This window comes from Paenibacillus sp. GCM10023252, assembly GCF_042653305.1.
GTDB lineage: Bacteria > Bacillota > Bacilli > Paenibacillales > Paenibacillaceae > Pristimantibacillus.
The window spans coordinates 47,921-68,740 of sequence record NZ_JBHSHW010000002.1; the positions used below are offsets into that span (position 1 = coordinate 47,921).

Below are 20,820 nucleotides of genomic sequence, written 5' to 3' on the forward strand. Positions count from 1 at the left end.
ATTACAGGCTGCTGACAGCAGCGGCTGCATCTTTAGCGAATTAGGGTGGCACCACGGTCTCTCGTCCCTTACGACGGGAGGCCTTTTTTTGTCGTTCGCAGGGAGCAATTCAATAGAGGGAATGAAGGAGAGAGTGAACAATGAGCAGAGTATTATCAGGCATACAGCCTAGCGGCCAGCTGACACTAGGCAATTATATCGGAGCGATGAAGAACTTCGTTAAGCTGCAAGAGACCGAGGAATGCTTCTTCATGGTCGTTGACCTGCACGCTATTACGGTCCCGCAGGAGCCGGCTGCGCTTAGCGAGCAGACCGAGGCACTGGCAGCACTGTATATTGCTGCGGGAATCGACCCGAGCAAGGCAAGTGTCTTCATCCAGTCCCATGTGCGAGCGCATGCCGAGCTGGGCTGGTTGTTCACGACACTCGCTAACATGGGCGAGCTGGAGAGAATGACTCAGTTCAAGGACAAGGCAGCAGGCAAGGAATCAGTAGGAGCAGGCCTGTTCGTGTACCCGACACTGATGGCGGCAGACATCCTGATCTACCATGCGGATCTCATACCAGTGGGGGATGATCAGAAGCAGCATATTGAACTGACACGTGACCTGACGCAGCGATTCAATTCCAGATTCGGAGAATACTTCAAGACGCCAGAGCCTTATATTCATAAGGTAGGGGCAAGAATTATGTCTCTGGACGATGCGAGCAAGAAGATGAGCAAGAGCAATCCGAATCCGGGAAGCTTCATCGCGCTGCTCGATCCAATTGATGTTATTCGCAAGAAGATTGCAAGAGCAACGACCGATTCTGGCATGGAAGTCCGGTTCGATCCGGCGAATAAGCCAGAGGTCAGCAATCTCATGAGCATCTATTCCCATTGCGCAGATCTCACTCTTCCGGAGATTGAAGAGCGCTATCAAGGCCAAGGCTATGGTTCGTTCAAAAAAGACCTGGCAGAAGCGGTCATCTCCGTCATCGAGCCGCTGCAAGCCAGGTACCACGAAATTCGGGAATCTGGTGAGATTCATCAGATTCTGAAGCAGGGAGCAGAGAAAGCTTCCAATATTGCAGATCGCACCTTGGCAGAGGTGAAGGAGCGAATGGGCTTCCTGCTCCCAAGAGGATAGGGAAGCTAGCTGCTCCCATGACCACGTCTGCGAAGCCTTGCCTTCGTAATGAAGCCGGCAGCAATGGTCGCGATGGAGAGGAACAGGAACAAGGCGGCTAGCCAGCCATTGTAGCTGAGAGTCATCGCTGTTGCGCACATGAACAGGACGCCGACAACGGAGAAGAATAGGGATAAGGACTTGGACATTTGCGGATTCTCTCCTTCGAATAAAGTTCAATATATTTTTTTATAACAGGCCGAATAGTTTCGAGGACCCTGCACATAATAAGTTTGCAACAACACATCACAGTGCAGGATTCGAAAGGAGAAATTCCACATGGCAGGTTCAGGTTCACGCAGCAGCAACCAATTGGTCGTTCCTCAAGCACAGCAAGCTCTAAATCAGTTGAAAATGGAAGCCGCTCAAGAGCTAGGCGTACAAATTCCAGCTGACGGCTACTATGGCAACGTTTCAACTCGTGATGCAGGTTCCCTTGGCGGATACATCACGAAGAAACTGGTACAAATTGCGGAGCAACAACTGTCCGGCGGTTACCGTTAAGTTATCCATATACACAAAGCTCAAGTTACGAGAGCTCAAGGGGAACCTTGGGCTTTTTTCACGTATCATATGCAACAATTAACATGCACGGACAGCCCCCTCTATTGTGAAGGAAGGGGCACCATGCGTCAATGCTGAGAGGGAGTTCAATAGCTGTTCGTACCGAGCCGCTTCGTGAGCCGCTCATCGCTGAGCCATCCTACATATGATCCTAATGTCTTGTAATGCTTGTCCATGAGCAGTACACCAACGAATGGATACTGCTTGCGGTGGCGATATCTCACATCTGACCATCTCACCTCATACCCCCAGCTATGCTCCTTCACTTGTGCACATGCGAACTTCGTGAAGTAGAGGAAGGAACGAATCGACGGATCATTCTTCGACAGCTCTACCGCTTCATGCTCGGAGCAGCGGGCATAGTCGAGCCAGCTTAGCGTGGAGCCCCTTAGATGGCCAATAGCGAAGCTGCCGTCCCCCAGGTGCTTGACTACATTCCAGTTCGTGAGGGAGATGGTAGGTATAACGATGTAGCCGATCGCGGCATCGTTCTTCATCTCGCTATCCAGCCGTGCAATCTTGCGTTCCGCCTTCCCCCTCGCCCAAGTTCTCCATACATAGTAGATCATGGTGAACAAGTAGAGGATAGGGAATATATGGACCGGCCTTACCATTCCGGAAGCCCATATAAGGATAGCGATGACATGGGAGGTGAAGATGACCGGATCGAAGATATGGATAATATTCCATGAGATCCAACGATCGGTGAATGGGCGCATCGCTTGTGTCCCATACGTGTTGAATAGATCACTGAACACATGGACGATGACAGCGAGCAAGGTCCAGCCTCCGACATGCAGCCATGGCAAGCTTCCTCGATAGAGGAGTTGAAGAATTCCTGTAATCAGGATTGTCCATATACCAATGGCTGGAATAGAATGGGAGATGCCTCTGTGGTTCCGAATATAGATGGCATTGCCGCGCAATCGCAAGAGACCGTCTAGGTCTGGAGCCTGCGATCCGGCAACCGTCCCGAAGAAGACAGCAGTGTGAATGGCTGGATTCGCTGCAACGACAGGATCTATAGCTGCGAGGCCGGCGAGGCCGATTCCCATGACGAGATGTGTTCCGGTGTCCAGCGCCCTCTCCTCCTTCAGAGATGAATTAGCAGCAGACGATTAGGTGGTATACTGCACATATAGTATCTGTGGAATAGACCAACTTTATGACCTATATGACCATAGTAAGTTAGTGAGGGGGAATAATAAATGTATACCTGCATGGCGGAATATAAGATCGCACAGGAGTACAGGGAGAAGTACCTGCATTATGTGGAAGGGTTGCTCAGAGGAGAGAAGGCTGTACAAGTATACGAAGGAACGAATCAGCCGAACTTGTTCGTCGAGGTATGGCACGCGGCAACAGAAGCAGAGGCCTTGCAAGTGCAAGAAGAACGCTGCGGGGAGCGCTCTTCTTGGTCTGCTATTACAGCATGGATTCCGGGGGGAGTCTCCAAGCTGCATGTATGGACATTCCGGCGGATTAACGCCCAGTAGATATGGTGCCTACCGCAGCTGTGCCTGACCCACTCACTGTAGTTGGCGTTAGGTTGGATATGATATTGCCTTGGAAAGCATATTCGTACGCGATAGGCTCATCGAAGGTAACGTAGTCTAAGTTAAGTGTCAGCAGCAGGTAGCGCATACCTGTTGTCGGATCGCTAATAATAATGTGGTCTCTGCCAGCCGCTTCAATCTTGCCTTTGAACACCTTGGCATTCCATTCTCTGTTGTTCTCATACGTCATGTAGAAGGTGGCCAGCTTGCCGCGGTTAAGCCGCAATATATTTTCCACATACGATTCCTCTACAACGGGCACAGTTACGACGTTGCCTCCTGCTGGAGTAACGAATGAGCCGCTAGGTACGCCTACAGGTGGCATCATCTGTGCTCCTCCCAGCGCTTGAGCCGCTGGCTGCGCAACAGGATAAGGCATAGGTGCAGGGAGCGGCATAGGGACTGGAGGATTCATCTGACCGCCTACACCAGGATAGTTCCAATTCGCGTTGGCGTTGCCGTAACCGCCCGTTTGATAAGGGCTCACTGCATTTTTGTTGCCATTGCCATATCCATAACCATAACCGTTAGACATGAGTTAGATCCTCACTTTCATTTTGTAGGGTTATCCATGTATTAGTACACACTCGGACAGTCGGTACGGGTCGGGATGAAGAAGCAGTGCTTCTTGAAGCGTCCGCTGTTCGTCTGGTCATACCATGTCGCAGGGCATCCGCCTGCCGGACGGAAGAACCATAAGGCATTCGAGGCAGGATGCTGGCGCTCGCCGTTAATCATTCGTTTGGCTAGACGAATCTCACTTTCCCTAGCCTTTTGGTAGAAGTAGCTTTTCTGGGTAGCTTCGAATCCTCCCGGGCTCTGGAAGACCATCTGCGGTATGGAACGTATGTTGCGGAAGTCCAGACAGTTGCCGCGCACACGGTTCACGCCGACGTTGCCAACCATGAGCATGCCGAGCTCGCCCTCTCCTTCAGCTTCCGCGCGCATGAGTCTTGCGAGCATTCTTGTATCTTCAGAGGTTGTTTTGATGACGGCCATAGATGAATCATTCACCTCCTCTCGCGAAGGGGATACTGCTTAAGACATGAGAAGCTTCTGGGCCTGTGGGCTACAACACATTGTATTGGGCACAGCAGGAAATGGTTCCAATTTGTTTAGTGACATCAGATGTTCAAGTTCTAATGGCGAATTATTGAATAAAAAAGCTCGAACATTGTCAACGTCAGGTATTTCCGATATCATTAGAACCGATCTAAGAAATGATATGATAAGCGCGATTAACAGCGCTTGGTCGCATAACTCGGGAGGCTCGCTCTGTGCTTAAAGACTTAATTGCCCTAACGAAGCCGCGCATCATACGGCTTAATGTCATTGCTGCGTTCGGCGGATTCTGGGTTGCTGCGAAGTGGGACTTCTCTTGGCCCTTGATGCTGACGCTTCTATGGATGCTCGTCGGATCAGCTCTTACCATGGCTTCTGCCTGTGTCATCAATAATTATTGGGACCGTGAGATGGACCAGAAGATGGAGAGAACGAAGGACCGCGCAACCGCAACAGGACGTCTAAGTCCCCGCTTCGTCCTTACTTATGGCATTATACTGGGGATTGTTGGACTAGCTGTACTATGGTTCTTGACTGGGCCGCTTACGTTCTGGCTTGGCCTGCTCGGCTGGTTCGTCTACATTGTCGTCTACACCATCTGGCTGAAGAGAACGTCAACATGGAGTACGTCAGTTGGAGGAATATCCGGTGCAATGCCGCCTGTCATCGGTTATTGTGCAGTCACCAATGAGGTGGATGCAGGGGCTTGGATATTATTTGCCTTGCTATTCCTATGGCAGCCCGCACACTTCTGGTCACTGGCTATCCGCCGCGTGGAGGAGTATCGTGCAGCGGGATTCCCGCTCTTGCCTGTCGTGAAGGGGATTGAGAGAACGAAGAAGCAGATGATTCCTTATATCGTGCTGCTCATCCCGTTAGGTATTCTGTTCTTCTACTATGGATATGTAGGTTATGTGTTCCTGACGATATCGATCGTTGCAGGGATTGTCTGGTTCATTCATACGCTGACTGGATTCAAGGCGAAGAATACGGAGAAGTGGGCGAAGGTTAACTTCATTATCTCAGTGAATTATCTGATGCTCGTCTTCCTGGTTATGATTGGAGATACGAGATGGGTGTAATACGCAAGCACGGCTTCAAGATTGCCGTCCTTACTCTATGTGCTGCTATGGGCATCTATCTGTTCATTATGAATATGGAGCCGAAGCGGACCTTGCCGTTGAATCAGCCTGCGCCAGCGTTCGAGCTGACGAATCTGGACGGGAAGCAAGTGTCGCTGGAGTCTACGAACGGCAAGGCGAGGATCGTCTACTTCTACTTCGCGAACTGTCCGGATGTGTGTCCGCCTACGACGTACTTGCTGTCGCAAGTGCAGGACAAGCTGGAGGAGGACGGGAGCTTAGGCAAGGAAGCGGAGATTCTGTCCATTACGTTCGATCCTGAGCGGGATACCCCTGAAGCCGTTCGCAAGTTCGCAGATCGGCTGGATGTAGATACGACCAAGGGCTGGGAATTCCTGAGACCTGCAACGGAGGACGCCTCGATGAAGCTGGCACGGGACTTCGGAGTATCTGTCATTAAGGACGAAGCATCCGCAGGATATACCCATATGAACGTCATTACATTGGTGGACAAGAGAGGGCAGATCCGTAAGTGGATCAACGCCAGTGCCAAGGAAGAACTAACGGTCGATGCCATTATGGACGACTTCAACATTATTTTACAAGAATAATAGAGCATTAGAGAAAGAGACGATGCAATCATGACGATATTCGCTCATATCCTGCTCCATAATGTACTCCCGCTGTCGGTGATGATTGCTATTGGCGTCATCGTGCAGCGGGTTTTTTCTCTTGATATGAAGACGCTGTCGAAGCTCAACTTCTATGTATTCTCTCCAGCAATCATCTTCCAGCTGCTGTACACAACAGATATCTCTTGGTCGCTTATCGGCCAAGTGCTGCTATTCTTCGTGCTGTTCATGGCTCTGCAATACGCCGCTGTGGAAGCGGCTGTTCGGCTGCGAGGGCTCCAGGGCGGCAGACGCGGTGCGATGCGCAACAGTGTGCTCTTCTATAATAGCGCCAACTATGGCATTCCGCTGAATCAGCTCGCCTTCGCAGCCAATCCGTATACCCTCTCGATTCAGATTATTATTATGATGATGCAATCTCTGCTCCCTAATACCTATGGGATCTACAATGTAACCTCGCATCGCAGCGACTGGCGGGACATTATGCGTACCATTCGGAAGCAGCCGATTATCTATGTCATTCCGCTCGCCTTCCTGCTCCGCGGCTTCAGCATTCCGCTTCCGCAGTTCGCCATGACGCCGATTGGCTATCTCGCTAGCGCCTTCATAGGCACAGCCTTGCTCACGCTTGGCGTCCAGCTTGGCAGCATGAGCTGGCGACTCGATCGAGCCTTAGTGACCGATGTGCTGACCTCCAATGGCCTTCGATTAATTGGGGGGCCGCTGCTGGCAGCTGCGGTTGTATGGGCGCTTGACATTGATTCCTTGACCGGCGCAGCCCTGATTGTCTCCTCGGCAGTGCCAACCTCGCTCAGCTCCGTCTTGCTTGCTGTGGAGTTCGACAATGAAGCCGAATTCGCTTCGCAGGCGGTGTTCCTATCTACCCTGCTCAGCATCGTGACCGTAGCTTCCGTCATTGCGCTGCTTCAGATCTGATCTTCCTTGCTCCAGCGAGGGGACGGATCAGGCTCCGGGTAGAGGATATACTCTTGCAGGCCAGCCTTCTCGAGCTGCTCAATCAGATACTCGGGCGGAGTCTTCTCCACGCCGGGATAGCCGCGGCGCGTATGGATATGATCGGCGTCCGGGAAGGCGTCACGCAGGATGCCGCGTATCTTGCGGCCCGAAGCGTCATTATCAGTGAAGATATAGACCTGACTGTTGCCAACCTGCTTGCGGAGCCGATCGATTCGATCCGTTCCGGGCGTTCCGTAGGTGCAGTAGACGGCAATCTCATCATTCAACACCCGCTTCAGCCTGCTCTTGTCATTCTTCCCTTCCACCACGATAGTGATATCCATCCTGCCCCTTCAACTCCTATCTAACGGATGCTTGTCCTCCTTATTATAGCAAATAGACGGCTTGCAAGTAGCAAGCCGCCAGATGCGGGGCGATTAGGGTACTATTAATAGAACCAAGCCGTACCGACGATGATGACCAACAGGATGAACAGAACCAGAATAATTCCGATGCTGTTGTATCCGCCGTGTCCGAATTTTGTTCCCTCAACACATTGAGACATGATGATGTCACCCCTCTTTCAACTGGTGAAGGTCAAATGACCTTGCCTTCTTGACGTTTAACCTGATGCGGTATGGCCATTTGACATATTGCAGTATATGTACAGGAGCGGCATGCGCCCCCGTGCATTCACCCATTTTTCATGAAAAATGGGTGCGGGAGCTGACGGTTCGGGAGTTGTGAAAAGGGAGGATGGAGACGGCCAGCATAAGGGCGACGAAGGAGATGTAATAAGGGGATACGAGCTCCCTCATCTGACCTGCCAGCATCGGTCCGAGGAATGCGCCGATGGAGAAGGCGATGGAGAGCACGGAGAAGGTACGCCCGTAACGCGCTCCGCCGCTTAGCTCGATGAGGAGCGTAGATAGCGCGGGAAGAATAATTCCCTTAGCCATTCCAATCAGAAGGAGCATGACGGCAAGTGGGAGCGGGACCCCTGCTGCGATCGCGAAGTAGATGACGGCAAGTGCCAGAGAGCCCCACAGCGTTCGAGAGAAGGGGGCTATGCGGTTCAGGAACAGCATGCTTAACGTAAGGAGAGCGCCAATACTGACGACCGAGAACAATAACCCCGTAGTTAGCATGGAGGATTCATCCGTTGCCATGAGCGGCAGCTCGAAGGAGAGGATGCCTTGTGCACAGGAGAAGGCGACAGGAAGAATGTAGATTATCCAGGGCATAGGCGCATCTTCAACGGGTACAGGAGATGGAGTTGAGGGGGTTGCCGGCTGCTCTCCCTCCTGTAATCGGATGTCTCTAATGAAGAAGATAGCGCACGCTGCCGTTCCAATAAGAATCCAGCCCAGCACGTAGAACGCCGTTGTGAAGCCAATCTGTGAGACAAGGTAAGCACCTGCTGCTGGAGAGACAACCGATGCTAGGGTATGGACGAGACCATTGCCCGCCATCAGCTTCCCTTGCTTCGCACGGTCCGTAGTCATCCTTGCCAGCAGGGACAGGCAGGCGGGGGAGAGGAATGCCAGGACGAACCCGCTGATTGACCTTAGAACGAGCAGCTGCCATGGGTCGGTTACCTTGGATTGCAAGAGCAGGATGATGCCCGCCGCCATTAAGCTGAACACGATGAACAGCCTGCTCCCATATCGGTCTACCCCGTAGCCGGCAATGAGGTTGCCTGGCAGATGGGTAATGGAATACATCCCCATCATGAGCCCGATGAACGATGGAGCAGCGCCGAGCGAGACAGCGAACGGAGTCAATATCGGATATTGCGCGTGCAGATCGAAGAAGGCAACGAATAAGAACAGATAGAGCCATATTGCAGCTTTCATCGGATTCCCTCCTCGGAGCTTATAGTCCGCACGCAGGCGAGTGCGCCTTGCGGCCCTGCTCCTCTTATCTCATCTCTACTACTTGTACGCCGGAGACGGACAAGATATGCCCCCTATCAAGCTTACGCAAAAGGCGTGTTTACGCGTTTATGGGGGTGGGGTATAATGTTTTGTATTGAAGCATTGGACGCGTTATAATGGAGGAGTATAAGATGAATAATTTCGATATCGCATCCTATGACTGGAACACATGGACCGTATTCTTCAAGGAGCATTGGCTCGTACTTGTCATTGCTCTCCTTGTGCTGTTCATCGTTATCCGGATTGTGAAGACTGTCGTCAAGTGGGCGCTTGCTGCGGTCATCATTATTGGCGTCGTGCTCTACAGCGGATATACGCTTGATGACGTGAAGGAGATTACGGGCAAGGTTACGGAGGGCTTGAAGCAAGAGGCGATTGATGCAATGGCCGGCGAGATGTCGGAGGCTACCTTCGTGAACAACGCGGACGGAACGTATACGGTGAAGACGAAGAACCTCGAGCTAAGCGGGGTGCCGGGACAGAATGAAGTAAGCGTGAACTTCCGCGGTACGCCGCTAGGCACATGGAAGATAGATGAGACCGTTCGAGCTCTGATCGATACGGCGAAGCAGAACAGCTAACGCAGCAAGGAGATGATGAACATAGCAGATTGGGCTTTGGCGCTTACGGAACGTGAGCCTGTTGCTTTTGTCGTGCTGCTCATTATCTTCGGTTCGCTCCTTCAAGGCATGTTAAGAGGCGCATCGGGATCCGCGAGGCGTCTCTTCTTATTTGCCTGGGAGACCGTCGTCGTCCTCGCTTGTATCTTGCTGTCCTGGCAGCTTGCCACCTGGTTATCTCCCCTTGCAGCAGACTGGCTGAGTCAGCGAGTAGAAGTGCCGAAGGAAGAGCTGAAGCCGTTCGCACAGGCCTGGTATACCTTCGTCACCAGCGTGAGAGACTTCGCCCTGCTGCGGTTCGGCTTGCTCTTCCTGCTGCTCTACTCGCTGTTAAGATTCGTCTTGTCCTTCCTAGCGCCGCTCGTCCTGGGCTTGTTCACCGCTGTGGCAGGCAAGGCTGGCGACGCTCCCCGGCGGCGGGAGGAGCAGCTGCTTGGACGTGCCTCGAGCCGTGTCACTGGCGCAGTACTTGGAGCTGTGCATGGATCGGGAAGGTCCTTCCTCCTGCTCGGAATTCTGTTCATCTACGTGTCTCTAATGCCTGGCGGCCCGCTCGTGAAGGGCATTGAAGATTCCGCTCTATACAAGGAGACTGCCCAGCTGCTCGGTCCTGTCGCAGGTGATGTGCTGAGCGGGCGTGGACCTGTACTTGCTGATGCAGTACAGACCGAATTCCAGAACATTCTCAAGCGGAAGTACGAGATGATTGACTATGCAGTACCAGCAGAGATTGAAGAGGCAGCCCTTCATATTACGAAGGATTCGCCGAGCGATGAAGTCAAGGCCAGAGCGCTGTATGATTGGCTGGGAACACGCATAGCCTATGATTGGGATAAGGCTCGTGCTTATGAGCAGCGCGGGGTATGGAAGGAGCAGACGCCTGAGGACACGTTCAGATCGCGCAAGGGTGTCTGCATCGACGTGGCCCGGTTGTATGCCATGATGGCCCGTACTGCCGGCTTAGAGGTGCAGGTGGTTACTGGACTTGGCGCAGATGGACGCGGCGGCTTCGGCCCTCATGCGTGGAATGAAGTGAAGCTGGGCGGACAATGGGTACCGCTTGATGCGACCTGGGCTTCCTCAGGAGACTGGTTTAATCCGAAGGACTTTGATGCGACCCATATCAGGGAAGCTTAGATAGAGAGCTCTAGTGAAGAGATGATAATAATCGGGATATATTGAGATATGAGATATGAGGTGAGACGGCATGCATGATGATGATCCGCAGAAGCGGGAGATCATTAACCGGAGACATTTTTCCTTTCGATTGAACTTATTCTTTTTTGCCACATTCGCTGTATTCAGCATCCTCGTCGTTCGCCTGGCCATCCTTCAGTTCGTGGAGGGGCCGGCCTTAGCCAAGGAAGGGACGAATATAGGAACGAACTCGATTAAGATACCCCCGATACGGGGCAATATCTATGATTCCACCGGGTATCCGATCGCCTATTCTACATCAACGCAGACCTTGTACTTCACGATACAGCCCGGCTTCAATACGAAGGAGACCGCGTCGTATGAGGCGTATGCCAATAAGCTGCTCGAGGTGTTCAACAAGTATGGAGACCCTGCTAAGGCGATGTCACTGGAAGATATTATTGAGCAGATGGACCTCACCTTCCGAAGGAACTTCATGTCGACCCCTAGACGGATCAAGACCGGTCTAACGAAGAAGGAGATTGCGTATTTCCTGGAAAATCGTAACGAGTTCCCCGGCGTAGATATCGTGGAAGAGAGTGTAAGGAACTATGATCAAGGGACCATTGCCGTTCAATTAGTCGGATATCTGAAGAAGTTCCAGAGCGCGAAGGAAACCTTTGACTTCTATAAGGAAAAGCTGAAAGAGGAAGACCCTCGGCTCAAATATTTGAATGAAGAGGATGTAGGAGAAGATGGACTCGAATTCATGTATCAGGATCAGCTCCGTGGCAAAAACGGGCTGAAAACGTACCCGGTTAATGCGGAAGAGCGCATTATTGGTCCTGTGCAGATAACGAATCCTGAGAAAGGCAATAATCTGTATCTCACGATTAACAAAAATGTACAGGTAAAAACGGAAGAAGCGATTATGAGCCACCTGAAGCAGCTTAGAAATTCAAATAAGCGTGCGGAGAGAGCACCTTATGCAAAAACAGGATTTGCAGTAGCGATGGAAGTACAGACTGGTAAAGTCGTTACAATGGCCAGTATGCCTGATTATGATCCTAATATTTGGGCAGGAGGACGCATCAAAAACAACGCTGACTTCAAAAACATCGAGTCCTACTACAAAAATGGTACCATTCGCCAAGTGTATACGCATTATGATGATCCTAAGGAATTCAAGAAGCATCCTTCTTCACTCGTACCGCCTGGCTCCACGTTAAAACCTTTATCCGTCTTGGTAGGGTTAAGTGAGAAATTATTTTCTACTTCATCTACGTATCAGGACAGGGGAGTCTTTTATTTCGGCCGCAAGGGGCATGAACAGCCCATCCGCAACGCTCAGAATCATGTCTATGGCGCACTCGACCCAGCTCGGGCGATTGCCAAGTCTTCTAACCCGTTCATGGCCGCTATGATCGGCAACGGCTTGTACAAGAAGTATGAAGGCGAAGCCGCTATTGATAAATGGGATAAGTACATGAAGGAGTTCGGACTAGGTGTGTCCACAGAGAGCGGATTAATTGGTGAGACTAATGGCGTTATCGATTATACCAATATTAAGCAGGCAGGAAGTGTGCAAGCCTCCTTGGTGTTCGCCTCCTTCGGACAGATGGGGAAGTATACGACGCTTCAATTAGCCCAGTACGCCTCTATGCTTGCCAATCACGGCAAGCGGATGAAGCCTCAGTTCGTAAACGAGATTAAGGATGCTGCTGGCAAGGTCGTGCAAGGCTTCAAGCCCGAAGTGTTGAATAAGGTGGAGCTCCCCGAAGCTTATTGGGATGAGGTTGAGAGAGGGATGTCGCAGGTTGGCGTGCAGGGCTTCGACGGGGTGAAGTACTCCTTCAACCGGAAGACCGGTACCTCTCAGCAAGATGTTGGTGGCAAGACGGTGGATAACGCTGTATTCATCGCTTACGCACCAGCAGAGAATCCAGTATTGGCTGTGGCTGTTGTTGTGCCTGACGGCGGCTTCGGCGGATGGGGCGCGGCACCAATCGCCCGCCAGATCTTCGATGCTTATGATGCTGAAGTTGGCCTGTATGGCAAGCCTAACAAGGCTGCATATGCAGCGAGCAGCACAGCGGATACGGGAGAAGGCAACGCAGAGCAGTAGAATGAGCCCAGTATTAGTCCGTACAAGGCTGCACAGGTGAATGACCTGATGCAGCCTTATTTTGTTATGGATAGAGGGGGAGGGGCGGCCAGGCTCCATAAAAAAATTTGGATTAAAAGTTGCATTAAAGAAACTTTTTTGTATAATATAAAAAAAGAGGCAGTAAACTAACTTATGTTCACGAGGGCAAGTCCTAACTCATACAATGTGGAGGAATCAATGATGCGTAAAGCGAACCGAGCGAATTCGGCCTTAAAAAGATTCATCATGACGATCTTATTCCTAACGATTACTTCCTTACTGTTGTCAGCATGCGGAGAGGAAGGCACACCTGCGCAGGGCAGCGGCAAGCTTAAGGTTACGACAACGATCGGTATGATTACCGATGTAGTGAATGAGGTAGGCGGCGATTATGTTGAGGCAGTCGGTCTGATGGGACCTGGCATTGACCCCCATCTCTACAAGGCATCCCAAGGTGATGTGAAGAAGCTGGATGAGGCAGACGTCATCTTCTACGGGGGACTTCATCTGGAAGGCAAGATGGCGGAGATGTTCGAGAGTCTGGAGAAGAGCAAGCCGACAGTCGCTGTCTCCTCCCAGATTCCGGAATCGTCGCTCCGAGCCAATCCACAAGGGGGCAACTATTCGCATGACCCTCATATCTGGTTCAACGTGAAGCTGTGGATGTCGGCTACAGAAGTCATTCGCGATACATTGGTGGAGAAGGATCCAGCTCACAAGTCAGTCTATATGGACAGAGCGGCTGCATACATGGCTAAGCTGGAAGAGCTCGATCAGTACGTACGCACACAAGTTGGCCTCATTCCGGAGCAGAGCCGTATTCTCGTTACCGCGCATGATGCGTTCGGGTACTTCGGTGACGAATACGGGATGAAGGTGATGGGGCTTCAGGGGATGAACACCATGTCCGAATACGGGTCGAAGGACGTCTCCGAGCTGCGTGACTTCCTCGTCGAGAACAAGATCAAGGCGGTATTCATTGAATCCTCCGTCCCTCGCAAGTCGATCGAGTCCGTCATTGAAGGCGCGAAGAAGCTCGGACATGAAGTGACCATCGGCGGAGAATTGTTCTCCGATGCGATGGGAGATGCAGGAACGCCTGAGGGCACTTATATCGGGATGGTTAAGCATAATGTAGATACGATAGTGAACGCGTTGAAATAGGATAAGAAGGCGGGGAACCAACCATGATTACACAAGCAGCAGTTGACGGTATGGACTCTGTGGCAGCATCAGCCATATCTCCATTAAGCATACAGAACCTGAGTGTCGCCTATCAGAAGAAGCCTGTGCTGAAGCACGTATCCTTCCATGTGAAGGAAGGCGAGCTGATCGGGGTAGTTGGACCGAATGGAGCAGGCAAGTCTACGCTCATGAAGGCGACGCTTGGACTGCTGCCAGCTCTCAGCGGCGAAGTACTCGTATACGGCAAGCCCTACAAGGAGCAGCGCAAGCTGGTGGGGTATGTCCCGCAGCGGGAGTCGGTTGACTGGGACTTCCCGACGAATGCGCTCGATGTCGTCATGATGGGGCGCTATGGCCATCTAGGATGGTTCGGACGCCCGAGATCCAAGGAGAAGGCCATCGCGATGGAATGCTTATCGAAGGTCGGGATGGCTGACTTCGCAGGGCGGCAGATTAGCCAGCTGTCTGGAGGTCAGCAGCAGCGAGTGTTCCTTGCCAGGGCGCTTGCCCAGGACGCGAAGCTGTACTTCATGGATGAACCGTTCGCAGGGGTTGATGCGGCGACGGAGAAGGCGATTATTACGCTGCTGCAAGAGCTGAAGGGGCAGGGCAAGACCGTCATCGTCGTCCATCATGATCTCGCTACGGTTGAGGATTACTTCGACTCCGTCATGCTGCTCAATGTAGAGCTGCAAGCCTTCGGACCAACACCTGAGGTATTCACGCAGGATCAGCTGCAGCGCACGTACGGCGGACGATTAGCATTCCTTGACCGGAGCGTCGGTTCTTCTTCGGCCGGCAGGAAGGGGTGACTCGTCATGGAACAGCTGCTCTCGTTATTACGTGATCCTAATATGCAGTGGATCTTCCTCGGCTGCACCCTTCTTGGGCTTAGCAGCGGGGTAATCGGCTGCTTCTCCTACTTGCGCAAGCAGAGCTTGATGGGAGATACGCTGGCTCATGCGGCGCTTCCGGGCATATGTATTGCCTTCATGCTGACAGGGGTGAAGTCGCTTCTCGTATTCTTGATTGGAGCTGGTCTGGCAGGAGTCGTCGCTACGATGGGGATGGGCATCATTACGAGGCATACACGCATTAAGCCTGATGCGGCAATGGGCATCGTGCTGTCGGGCTTCTTCGGCTTCGGCATCGTGCTGCTCACCCTTATCCAGCACGGCGACTACGGGAATCAGAGTGGACTTGATAAGTTCCTGTTCGGCCAGGCCGCAGCCATGATTGGCTCCGATGTGCTGACCATGAGTGTGGTCTGCGGGTTAATGATAGCGGTATGTACGCTGCTGTTCAAGGAATTCAAGCTCATCTCGTTCGATCCAGGCTTCGCCAAGGGGCTGGGCTACCCGGTTGCCTTCCTCGAGCAGCTCCTCATGTTCTTCATGGTGGTAGCCGTCGTAGTCGGCATACAGGCGGTAGGTGTGGTGCTCGTGGCAGCCCTCCTCATTACCCCTGCTGTGTCCGCTCGCTATTGGACCGATCGGCTAAGCTTGATGGTTATCATCTCCGGAGTGTTCGGAGCGGTGAGCGGCGCTGTAGGCACGTTAATCTCCTCGACAGCTGCGAGTCTGCCTACTGGACCCTTGACGGTGCTGACGGCATCGGTATTGTTCAGCTTATCCGTATGCTTCGGTCCGAAGCGCGGGCTGCTTGCGAAGCGTCTGGCTCGTACACGGGTGAGGAAGTCATTCCTCGCCTCATCTGATACTCTGCAGATTAGCAAGGAGAAGATGAACGGAGGGGCTGCATCATGAGTGAGTTCTGGATTCTGCTGACGGGCGCGCTCGTTGCCAGCTGCAGCGGAATATTAGGGGCGTTCCTCGTCCTTCGCCGGATGGCTATGATTGGTGATGCGATCTCCCACTCCGTTATGCCGGGCATCGTCATTGCCTTCCTGCTGAGCGGCTCGCGTGATTCGCTGCTCATGATGACGGCGGCCCTCGTATTCGGCCTGCTGACGACCTTCCTGATTCAGCTGTTCCAGTCAGGCGGGATACAGTCAGATGCCTCGATCGGTGTTGTGTTCACTACCTTGTTCGCCGTCGGCGTCCTGCTCGTGAGCTTGTTCGCGAGACAGGTGCATCTGGATCAAGATGCAATCCTGTACGGCGAGATTGCCTATGTGCATTGGAACACATGGGAGTGGTCCGGTGTGAATATGGGACCGAAGGCGGTATGGCTGCTGGGCTTCACTCTGCTCGTAATCGTGACGGTCATAGGCCTCTTCTACAAGCAGTTCAAGCTATGCGCCTTCGACCCCGCCTTGGCAGCGGCTCTCGGTATTCCGGTTGCTCTATTCCATTATCTGCTCATGGGGCTGGTCTCCATGGCGACCGTATCTTCCTTCGAGAGTGTTGGAGCGATCCTCGTCGTCGGCATGCTCATCATTCCTGCATCTACGGCCTATCTCTTGACCGACAAGCTCGGCATGATGATTGGGCTTAGTGTAGCGGTCGGCATTCTAAGCACGATTATCGGCTATGGAGCAGCAGTCCTGCTGGACGCTTCAATAGCTGGCTGTATGGTTAGCGCAGCAGGATTATTATTCGTCCTGGCGCTCCTGTTCTCGCCATCTCACGGGCTTGCGGCGAAGAAGCTGCGGCAGCGAAGGCTCTCCCAGCAGAGCAAGGTTAATTAAGGAAGTGAATAGAAGCAGCTCCAGAGGGTCACATAGACCCCAGGGGCTGCTTCTATTGTATATAACCCGCCTGAAGAGAGTACGCTTCTCACATATCCATATAAACTAACCAACATTGCGTAACCTCGGCCAACCGCTATTCGTTATAATAGGAGCTGTGCTTGAAGAGCTCTTGATCGCTTGGATTCTCTCCGCCTGATTGTGATATTATAGCTGTAGGACTAGCAAGGAGGCTTACATGGGAGATTATAAGTTGATTGCGCTGGACATGGATGGGACGCTCCTGAATGAGCAGAGCGAGATTAGTGAAGAGAATCAGTACTGGATTCAGCGTGCACAGGATGCAGGGATTATCGTCAGCTTCTCAACAGGGCGCGGCTTCCGCAGCGCATTGCCTTATGCAGAGCAGCTGAAGCTGGAGACTCCGATGATTACGGTGAACGGCGGCGAGATCTGGCAGAAGCCGCATGTGCTGCATCGCAGGGAACTGATGAATGCTGCTGATATTAGGCGCATGCATGAGCTTGCGCTTAAGCACGGAGAGCCCTGGTATTGGGCCTACTCTACCGATGACATCTATAACAAGGAGAAGTGGATCGACCCCGTAGACGATTACGACAATCATCACTGGCTCAAGTTCGGCTATTATACGGAGAATGATGCCGTTCGGCAGCAGATTCTCGAAGAGGTAGAGTCATGGCAGGCGCTGGAGATTACGAATTCCTCACCATGGAACCTGGAGATGAACCCGCTCGGGGTGTCCAAGGCAAGCGCGCTCAGAGAGCTGTGCGAGGTGCTTGGGATCACCATGGACGAAGTCGTAGCGGTCGGCGACAGCCTGAACGATATCGCAGCTATTCGTGAAGCAGGACTAGGAGTTGCAATGGGCAATGCTCAGGATACGGTTAAGGCTGCGGCGGATGTCGTAACCCTATCGAATCAAGAGCATGGGGTCGCTGATGTGATTCGTCATCACGTGCTGAGGGGGTAATGGATAGATGGAGATTATTGGCTGGATACTAATCATTGTCTTGTTCGCCGTCGGTATGGCTGGAGCTATCTTCCCAATCTTGCCGGGTGCGCTTGCGATCTACGCAGCATTCTTCGTCTATGGATGGTTCTTCACCTTCGAGCCGTTCGGCTGGGTATTCTGGTCGACTCAGACGCTGATTGTCGCCTTGTTGTTCCTAGCAGATTACGCGGTTAACGCTTGGGGCGTGAAGAGATTCGGCGGCTCTAGAGCCTCCATCATAGGCAGTACGATTGGCGTCATAGCCGGGGCATTCGTCGTCCCGCCATTCGGACTGGTACTTGGTCCGTTCGTTGGCGCAGTCATCGGAGAGCTGATAGCCGGTTCGGACGTGAACAAGTCGCTCAAGGTGGGATTCGGTTCGGTCATCGGCTTCTTCTCCAGCATGATTGTGAAGATTGTTCTGCAGCTGGCGATGATTGCTATGTTCGTCATATGGATTGTTAAATTCAACTGACATTGAGAAGGAGATTATTAGGCATGACTATTAGAGTAACCGTATGGAATGAATACCTGCATGAGAAGGTTCATCCTGAAGTAACTGCCGTATACCCGGACGGCATCCATGCAGCACTGGCTGCAGGAATCGGCAGCGACGGCTTCGAGGTTCGTACCGCTACGCTGGAAGAGGCCGAGCATGGTCTGACTGAGGAAGTGCTGGCGAGTACTGACGTACTCATCTGGTGGGGACATATGGGCCATGACAAGGTAGAGGATGCAATCGTTGACCGTGTTCATCAGCGGGTCATGGACGGCATGGGACTAATCGTGCTCCACTCCGGTCACTTCTCGAAGATCTTCAAGAAGCTGATGGGTACTGGCTGCGATCTGAAGTGGCGTGAAGCAGGCGAGAAGGAACGGATCTGGACGGTCAACCCTGCTCACCCTATAGCTGCGGGCCTTCCTGAATATATTACGATTGAGAATGAAGAGATGTACGGCGAGCACTTCGACATTCCGGCGCCGGACGAGCTTATCTTCGTGTCCTGGTTCGAAGGCGGAGAGGTGTTCCGCAGCGGCTGCACATGGAATCGCGGACAAGGCAAGGTATTCTACTTCCGTCCGGGCCATGAGACCTACCCGACGTATTACAACCCGGAAGTGCTCCGGGTCATTCAGAACGGAATTAAGTGGGCAGCTCCATCCGGTGCGGCAACGCCTGTACGCGGCAACCACCAGCCGCTCGAGCAGATTGGCAGCAAGGGTAATTAACTAGTATGGTATCGTAATTATGACAAGCGGACGGTCGTCCTTAAGCCTGCTTGCCACACAGCGTAACTAGCGCGTGAGGCAGCCGGCAGGGACCCGTCCGCTTGTGTGATGACTGAGAGGCGAACACAACTATGATTAAGAAGGACTCATTACTTAAGGGCACGCTCATTCTCGCCGCAGCCGCTCTCGTCGCCAGATTCCTGGGCTTGTTCCAGCGGATTCCGATGGACTATATGCTGGGAGAGGACGGAGGGATCTCCTTCTCCCTGGCTAATAATCTCTATCTCTGGCTGCTCGTCATTGCGACAGGAGGCATTCCATCAGCCATTAGCAAGATGGTATCCGAGCGCCATGCTCTAGGAAGAGCAGGGGAGGCGCAGCGCATCTACAGGGCTGCCCTTGTGTTCGGTGCCGTCACCGGCCTGTTGCTCTCCGTGATCCTCTATGTGTTAGCTCCATGGTATTCCTCCTATGTGGCTAAGATTGATATTGCTTCGTCCTCCATTAGGGCTATCGCACCTGCTCTGCTGCTCTTCCCGATCATCGCCATGATGAGAGGATACTTCCAAGGCAGGCAGATGATGTCTGCAGGCGGAATCTCTCAGATTATTGAGCAAGTGATGCGGGTTATCGTCGGTATAGGTCTGGCCCTGTTCGTGCTTAACTGGGGCTGGGGAGACCGCTGGGTAGCAGCGGCCGTATCGTTCGGCAGCGTATTCGGCAGCATCGGAGCTCTGGCGGTCATGCTCTATTACGGCCATAAGCTCAGCAGGCAAGATGCCGCGGAGGTCAAGGCTGGCAGCATTCGATTCGAGAAGTCGACGATTCCATTCAGGAAGATCTATGGTGAGATCTTCTCCATGTCTATCCCCATTGTTGTGACCGCAATGACAGTTAATCTCATGTACTTATTCGATACTTCATTATTCATGCGACTGACGGAAGGGTTCTATACATCCGATGCCGTTGCCAAGCTGTTCAATGATGCTTATAGCGTGAAGGCAATTGCACTGGCAGGCATTCCGCCTATACTGGCTATAGCTCTCAGTCAGTCCATCATCCCGGCGATCTCCGCTGCTCATTCCGTTGGTAATGTGAAGGAAGTGCAGCGGCAAGCGTCACTGGTTATGCGGATTGTCGTCTTCACCGGTGTGCCCATCGCACTGCTGTTGACGGTTGCGGCTACCTCTGCCACAGGCTTCCTCTTCCCGAATACTACCGGAAGCGGGCTGGTTGCCGCCCTCACAGCGGGCACCATCTTCCAGATTACGATGATGACATCGAATTCTATCCTGTTCGGATTAGGCAAGGCAAGACTGCCGATGAGGCACACGCTGCTTGGCTTCGCAATCAAGGTGGCTGGAAGTCTGGCTCTAGCCCCTCTGATGGGCGCATACGGCTTGATCGCAGCATCCACGCTGTGCTTCCTCGCCATCTCCTGGCTTAATCTGCGTGCGATTCGCCGAGGGGTAGCGCTGAATGTGCTTGGCACACGCTGGCCTGCTTATCTCCTTACGATCGCGGTCGCCAGTGCTGCCGGCTTCGGTACCGATTATGGTCTAAGGAGTTTGCTCAGCGCTTGGCCGGATAAGCTAACTTATCTCATAGCCGGAGGGCTGACTGCGCTCGTCGTTGGAGCGCTCTACGTCGGACTGCTCATTGTGCTGCGAGTGATTACGCCGCAGGACATCCAATCCTTCCCCGGACCGCTTCGCAAGCTGTTCGGCAAGGTGATGAGGCTCATCCCTGGAGGAAGCCGTCAAGCTTCTTCTTAATGTACTTTAATTACGAAGGCCTGCCCGTCATTGGGCAGGCCTTCACAATTATGTTAGATACGGCAACGCTGATAATCGTTTACAGCCTCCTCCCCCCTCATGTACA

General features: G+C 52.7%; 24 protein-coding genes and 1 other annotated feature (1 of these 25 running past the window's edge). Of the genes, 17 read left to right on the top strand and 7 right to left on the bottom strand.

The features are described from left to right. Positions 1–72 (top strand) — a binding site (T-box leader) (it extends 190 nt beyond the left edge of the window). 68 nt (positions 73–140) lie between these two features. After that, entirely contained in the window at positions 141–1,130 is a 990-nt protein-coding gene (trpS, locus tag ACFO9Q_RS01970) for a tryptophan--tRNA ligase (protein WP_379178137.1), read from the top strand. Between the two features lie 5 nt (positions 1,131–1,135). Here the strand turns inward: trpS and ACFO9Q_RS01975 are convergent, their stop codons facing one another. Continuing rightward, a complete protein-coding gene (locus tag ACFO9Q_RS01975; RefSeq protein ID WP_379178139.1) occupies positions 1,136–1,318 on the bottom strand; it encodes a hypothetical protein in 183 nt (60 codons plus the stop codon). A gap of 130 nt (positions 1,319–1,448) precedes the next feature. On the opposite strand from ACFO9Q_RS01975, the gene ACFO9Q_RS01980 reads away from it, so the two are divergent. Next, positions 1,449–1,673, top strand: a complete 225-nt coding sequence (locus ACFO9Q_RS01980) for a small, acid-soluble spore protein, alpha/beta type (RefSeq protein ID WP_379178141.1) — start codon at positions 1,449–1,451, stop codon at positions 1,671–1,673. A gap of 146 nt (positions 1,674–1,819) precedes the next feature. Here the strand turns inward: ACFO9Q_RS01980 and ACFO9Q_RS01985 are convergent, their stop codons facing one another. Further along, on the bottom strand, positions 1,820–2,812 hold the full coding sequence (locus ACFO9Q_RS01985; RefSeq protein ID WP_379178381.1) for a metal-dependent hydrolase: 993 nt from the start codon (positions 2,810–2,812) through the stop codon (positions 1,820–1,822). Positions 2,813–2,941: 129 nt separating this feature from the next. Here ACFO9Q_RS01985 and ACFO9Q_RS01990 point away from each other — a divergent pair, with 129 nt between their 5' ends. Beyond that, on the top strand, positions 2,942–3,229 hold the full coding sequence (locus ACFO9Q_RS01990) for a hypothetical protein (RefSeq protein ID WP_379178143.1): 288 nt from the start codon (positions 2,942–2,944) through the stop codon (positions 3,227–3,229). On the opposite strand, the gene gerQ is transcribed toward ACFO9Q_RS01990, so the two are convergent. Both gerQ and ACFO9Q_RS02000 read right to left on the bottom strand, forming a co-directional pair. Beyond that, complete coding sequence (gene gerQ, locus ACFO9Q_RS01995; RefSeq protein WP_379178145.1) at positions 3,216–3,824, bottom strand: spore coat protein GerQ; 609 nt, start codon at positions 3,822–3,824, stop codon at positions 3,216–3,218. The genes ACFO9Q_RS01990 and gerQ overlap by 14 nt on opposite strands. Before the next feature lie 41 nt (positions 3,825–3,865). Then, positions 3,866–4,288: a cell wall hydrolase gene (locus ACFO9Q_RS02000; RefSeq protein ID WP_379178147.1), complete on the bottom strand. Its 423-nt coding sequence runs from the start codon at positions 4,286–4,288 to the stop codon at positions 3,866–3,868. 257 nt (positions 4,289–4,545) lie between these two features. Between ACFO9Q_RS02000 and cyoE the strand changes: the two genes are divergently transcribed. Genes cyoE through ACFO9Q_RS02015 form a run of 3 tightly spaced genes read left to right on the top strand, consistent with a single transcriptional unit; the run spans position 4,546 to position 7,001 of the window. Then, positions 4,546–5,433 (top strand): heme o synthase, encoded by an 888-nt coding sequence (gene cyoE, locus ACFO9Q_RS02005; RefSeq protein ID WP_379178383.1) that lies wholly within the window; start codon positions 4,546–4,548, stop codon positions 5,431–5,433. Further along, on the top strand, positions 5,424–6,044 hold the full coding sequence (locus ACFO9Q_RS02010) for an SCO family protein (RefSeq protein WP_379178149.1): 621 nt from the start codon (positions 5,424–5,426) through the stop codon (positions 6,042–6,044). The genes cyoE and ACFO9Q_RS02010 overlap by 10 nt, the downstream gene beginning before the upstream one ends. Before the next feature lie 30 nt (positions 6,045–6,074). Continuing rightward, on the top strand, positions 6,075–7,001 hold the full coding sequence (locus ACFO9Q_RS02015) for an AEC family transporter (protein ID WP_379178151.1): 927 nt from the start codon (positions 6,075–6,077) through the stop codon (positions 6,999–7,001). Here the strand turns inward: ACFO9Q_RS02015 and ACFO9Q_RS02020 are convergent. The 3 genes from ACFO9Q_RS02020 to ACFO9Q_RS02030 all read right to left on the bottom strand — a co-directional run bounded on the left by ACFO9Q_RS02020 (position 6,992) and on the right by ACFO9Q_RS02030 (position 8,878). Beyond that, positions 6,992–7,366, bottom strand: coding sequence for a toprim domain-containing protein (locus tag ACFO9Q_RS02020; RefSeq protein ID WP_379178153.1), 375 nt, complete (start codon positions 7,364–7,366; stop codon positions 6,992–6,994). The genes ACFO9Q_RS02015 and ACFO9Q_RS02020 overlap by 10 nt on opposite strands. Before the next feature lie 104 nt (positions 7,367–7,470). Next, positions 7,471–7,587: a YjcZ family sporulation protein gene (locus ACFO9Q_RS02025; protein ID WP_379178155.1), complete on the bottom strand. Its 117-nt coding sequence runs from the start codon at positions 7,585–7,587 to the stop codon at positions 7,471–7,473. Positions 7,588–7,726: 139 nt separating this feature from the next. Next, a complete protein-coding gene (locus tag ACFO9Q_RS02030) occupies positions 7,727–8,878 on the bottom strand; it encodes an MFS transporter (protein ID WP_379178157.1) in 1,152 nt (383 codons plus the stop codon). A gap of 212 nt (positions 8,879–9,090) precedes the next feature. Here ACFO9Q_RS02030 and ACFO9Q_RS02035 point away from each other — a divergent pair, with 212 nt between their 5' ends. The 11 genes from ACFO9Q_RS02035 (at position 9,091) to ACFO9Q_RS02085 (ending at position 20,714) form a co-directional block, all read left to right on the top strand. Next, on the top strand, positions 9,091–9,540 hold the full coding sequence (locus ACFO9Q_RS02035; protein ID WP_379178159.1) for a hypothetical protein: 450 nt from the start codon (positions 9,091–9,093) through the stop codon (positions 9,538–9,540). Positions 9,541–9,576: 36 nt separating this feature from the next. Then, positions 9,577–10,716 (top strand): transglutaminase domain-containing protein, encoded by a 1,140-nt coding sequence (locus ACFO9Q_RS02040; RefSeq protein ID WP_379178161.1) that lies wholly within the window; start codon positions 9,577–9,579, stop codon positions 10,714–10,716. 70 nt (positions 10,717–10,786) lie between these two features. Then, positions 10,787–12,841, top strand: a complete 2,055-nt coding sequence (locus tag ACFO9Q_RS02045) for a peptidoglycan D,D-transpeptidase FtsI family protein (protein ID WP_379178163.1) — start codon at positions 10,787–10,789, stop codon at positions 12,839–12,841. A 219-nt stretch (positions 12,842–13,060) separates the two neighbouring features. Continuing rightward, the gene (locus ACFO9Q_RS02050; RefSeq protein WP_379178165.1) at positions 13,061–14,026 is read left to right on the top strand and encodes a metal ABC transporter solute-binding protein, Zn/Mn family; all 966 of its coding nucleotides are present in this window, start codon (positions 13,061–13,063) and stop codon (positions 14,024–14,026) included. Between the two features lie 50 nt (positions 14,027–14,076). Beyond that, on the top strand, positions 14,077–14,859 hold the full coding sequence (locus ACFO9Q_RS02055) for a metal ABC transporter ATP-binding protein (RefSeq protein ID WP_379178385.1): 783 nt from the start codon (positions 14,077–14,079) through the stop codon (positions 14,857–14,859). Positions 14,860–14,865: 6 nt separating this feature from the next. Then, the gene (locus tag ACFO9Q_RS02060) at positions 14,866–15,813 is read left to right on the top strand and encodes a metal ABC transporter permease (protein WP_379178167.1); all 948 of its coding nucleotides are present in this window, start codon (positions 14,866–14,868) and stop codon (positions 15,811–15,813) included. Continuing rightward, positions 15,810–16,697, top strand: coding sequence for a metal ABC transporter permease (locus ACFO9Q_RS02065; RefSeq protein ID WP_379178169.1), 888 nt, complete (start codon positions 15,810–15,812; stop codon positions 16,695–16,697). Before ACFO9Q_RS02060 ends, ACFO9Q_RS02065 begins: the two co-directional genes overlap by 4 nt. Positions 16,698–16,935: 238 nt before the next feature. Beyond that, positions 16,936–17,688, top strand: a complete 753-nt coding sequence (locus ACFO9Q_RS02070) for a Cof-type HAD-IIB family hydrolase (protein WP_379178171.1) — start codon at positions 16,936–16,938, stop codon at positions 17,686–17,688. A 7-nt stretch (positions 17,689–17,695) separates the two neighbouring features. Continuing rightward, a complete protein-coding gene (locus ACFO9Q_RS02075; protein WP_379178173.1) occupies positions 17,696–18,184 on the top strand; it encodes a DUF456 domain-containing protein in 489 nt (162 codons plus the stop codon). 23 nt (positions 18,185–18,207) lie between these two features. Then, entirely contained in the window at positions 18,208–18,939 is a 732-nt protein-coding gene (locus ACFO9Q_RS02080; RefSeq protein ID WP_379178175.1) for a ThuA domain-containing protein, read from the top strand. A 131-nt stretch (positions 18,940–19,070) separates the two neighbouring features. After that, the gene (locus ACFO9Q_RS02085; protein ID WP_379178177.1) at positions 19,071–20,714 is read left to right on the top strand and encodes a putative polysaccharide biosynthesis protein; all 1,644 of its coding nucleotides are present in this window, start codon (positions 19,071–19,073) and stop codon (positions 20,712–20,714) included. Positions 20,715–20,820 lie beyond the last annotated feature (106 nt).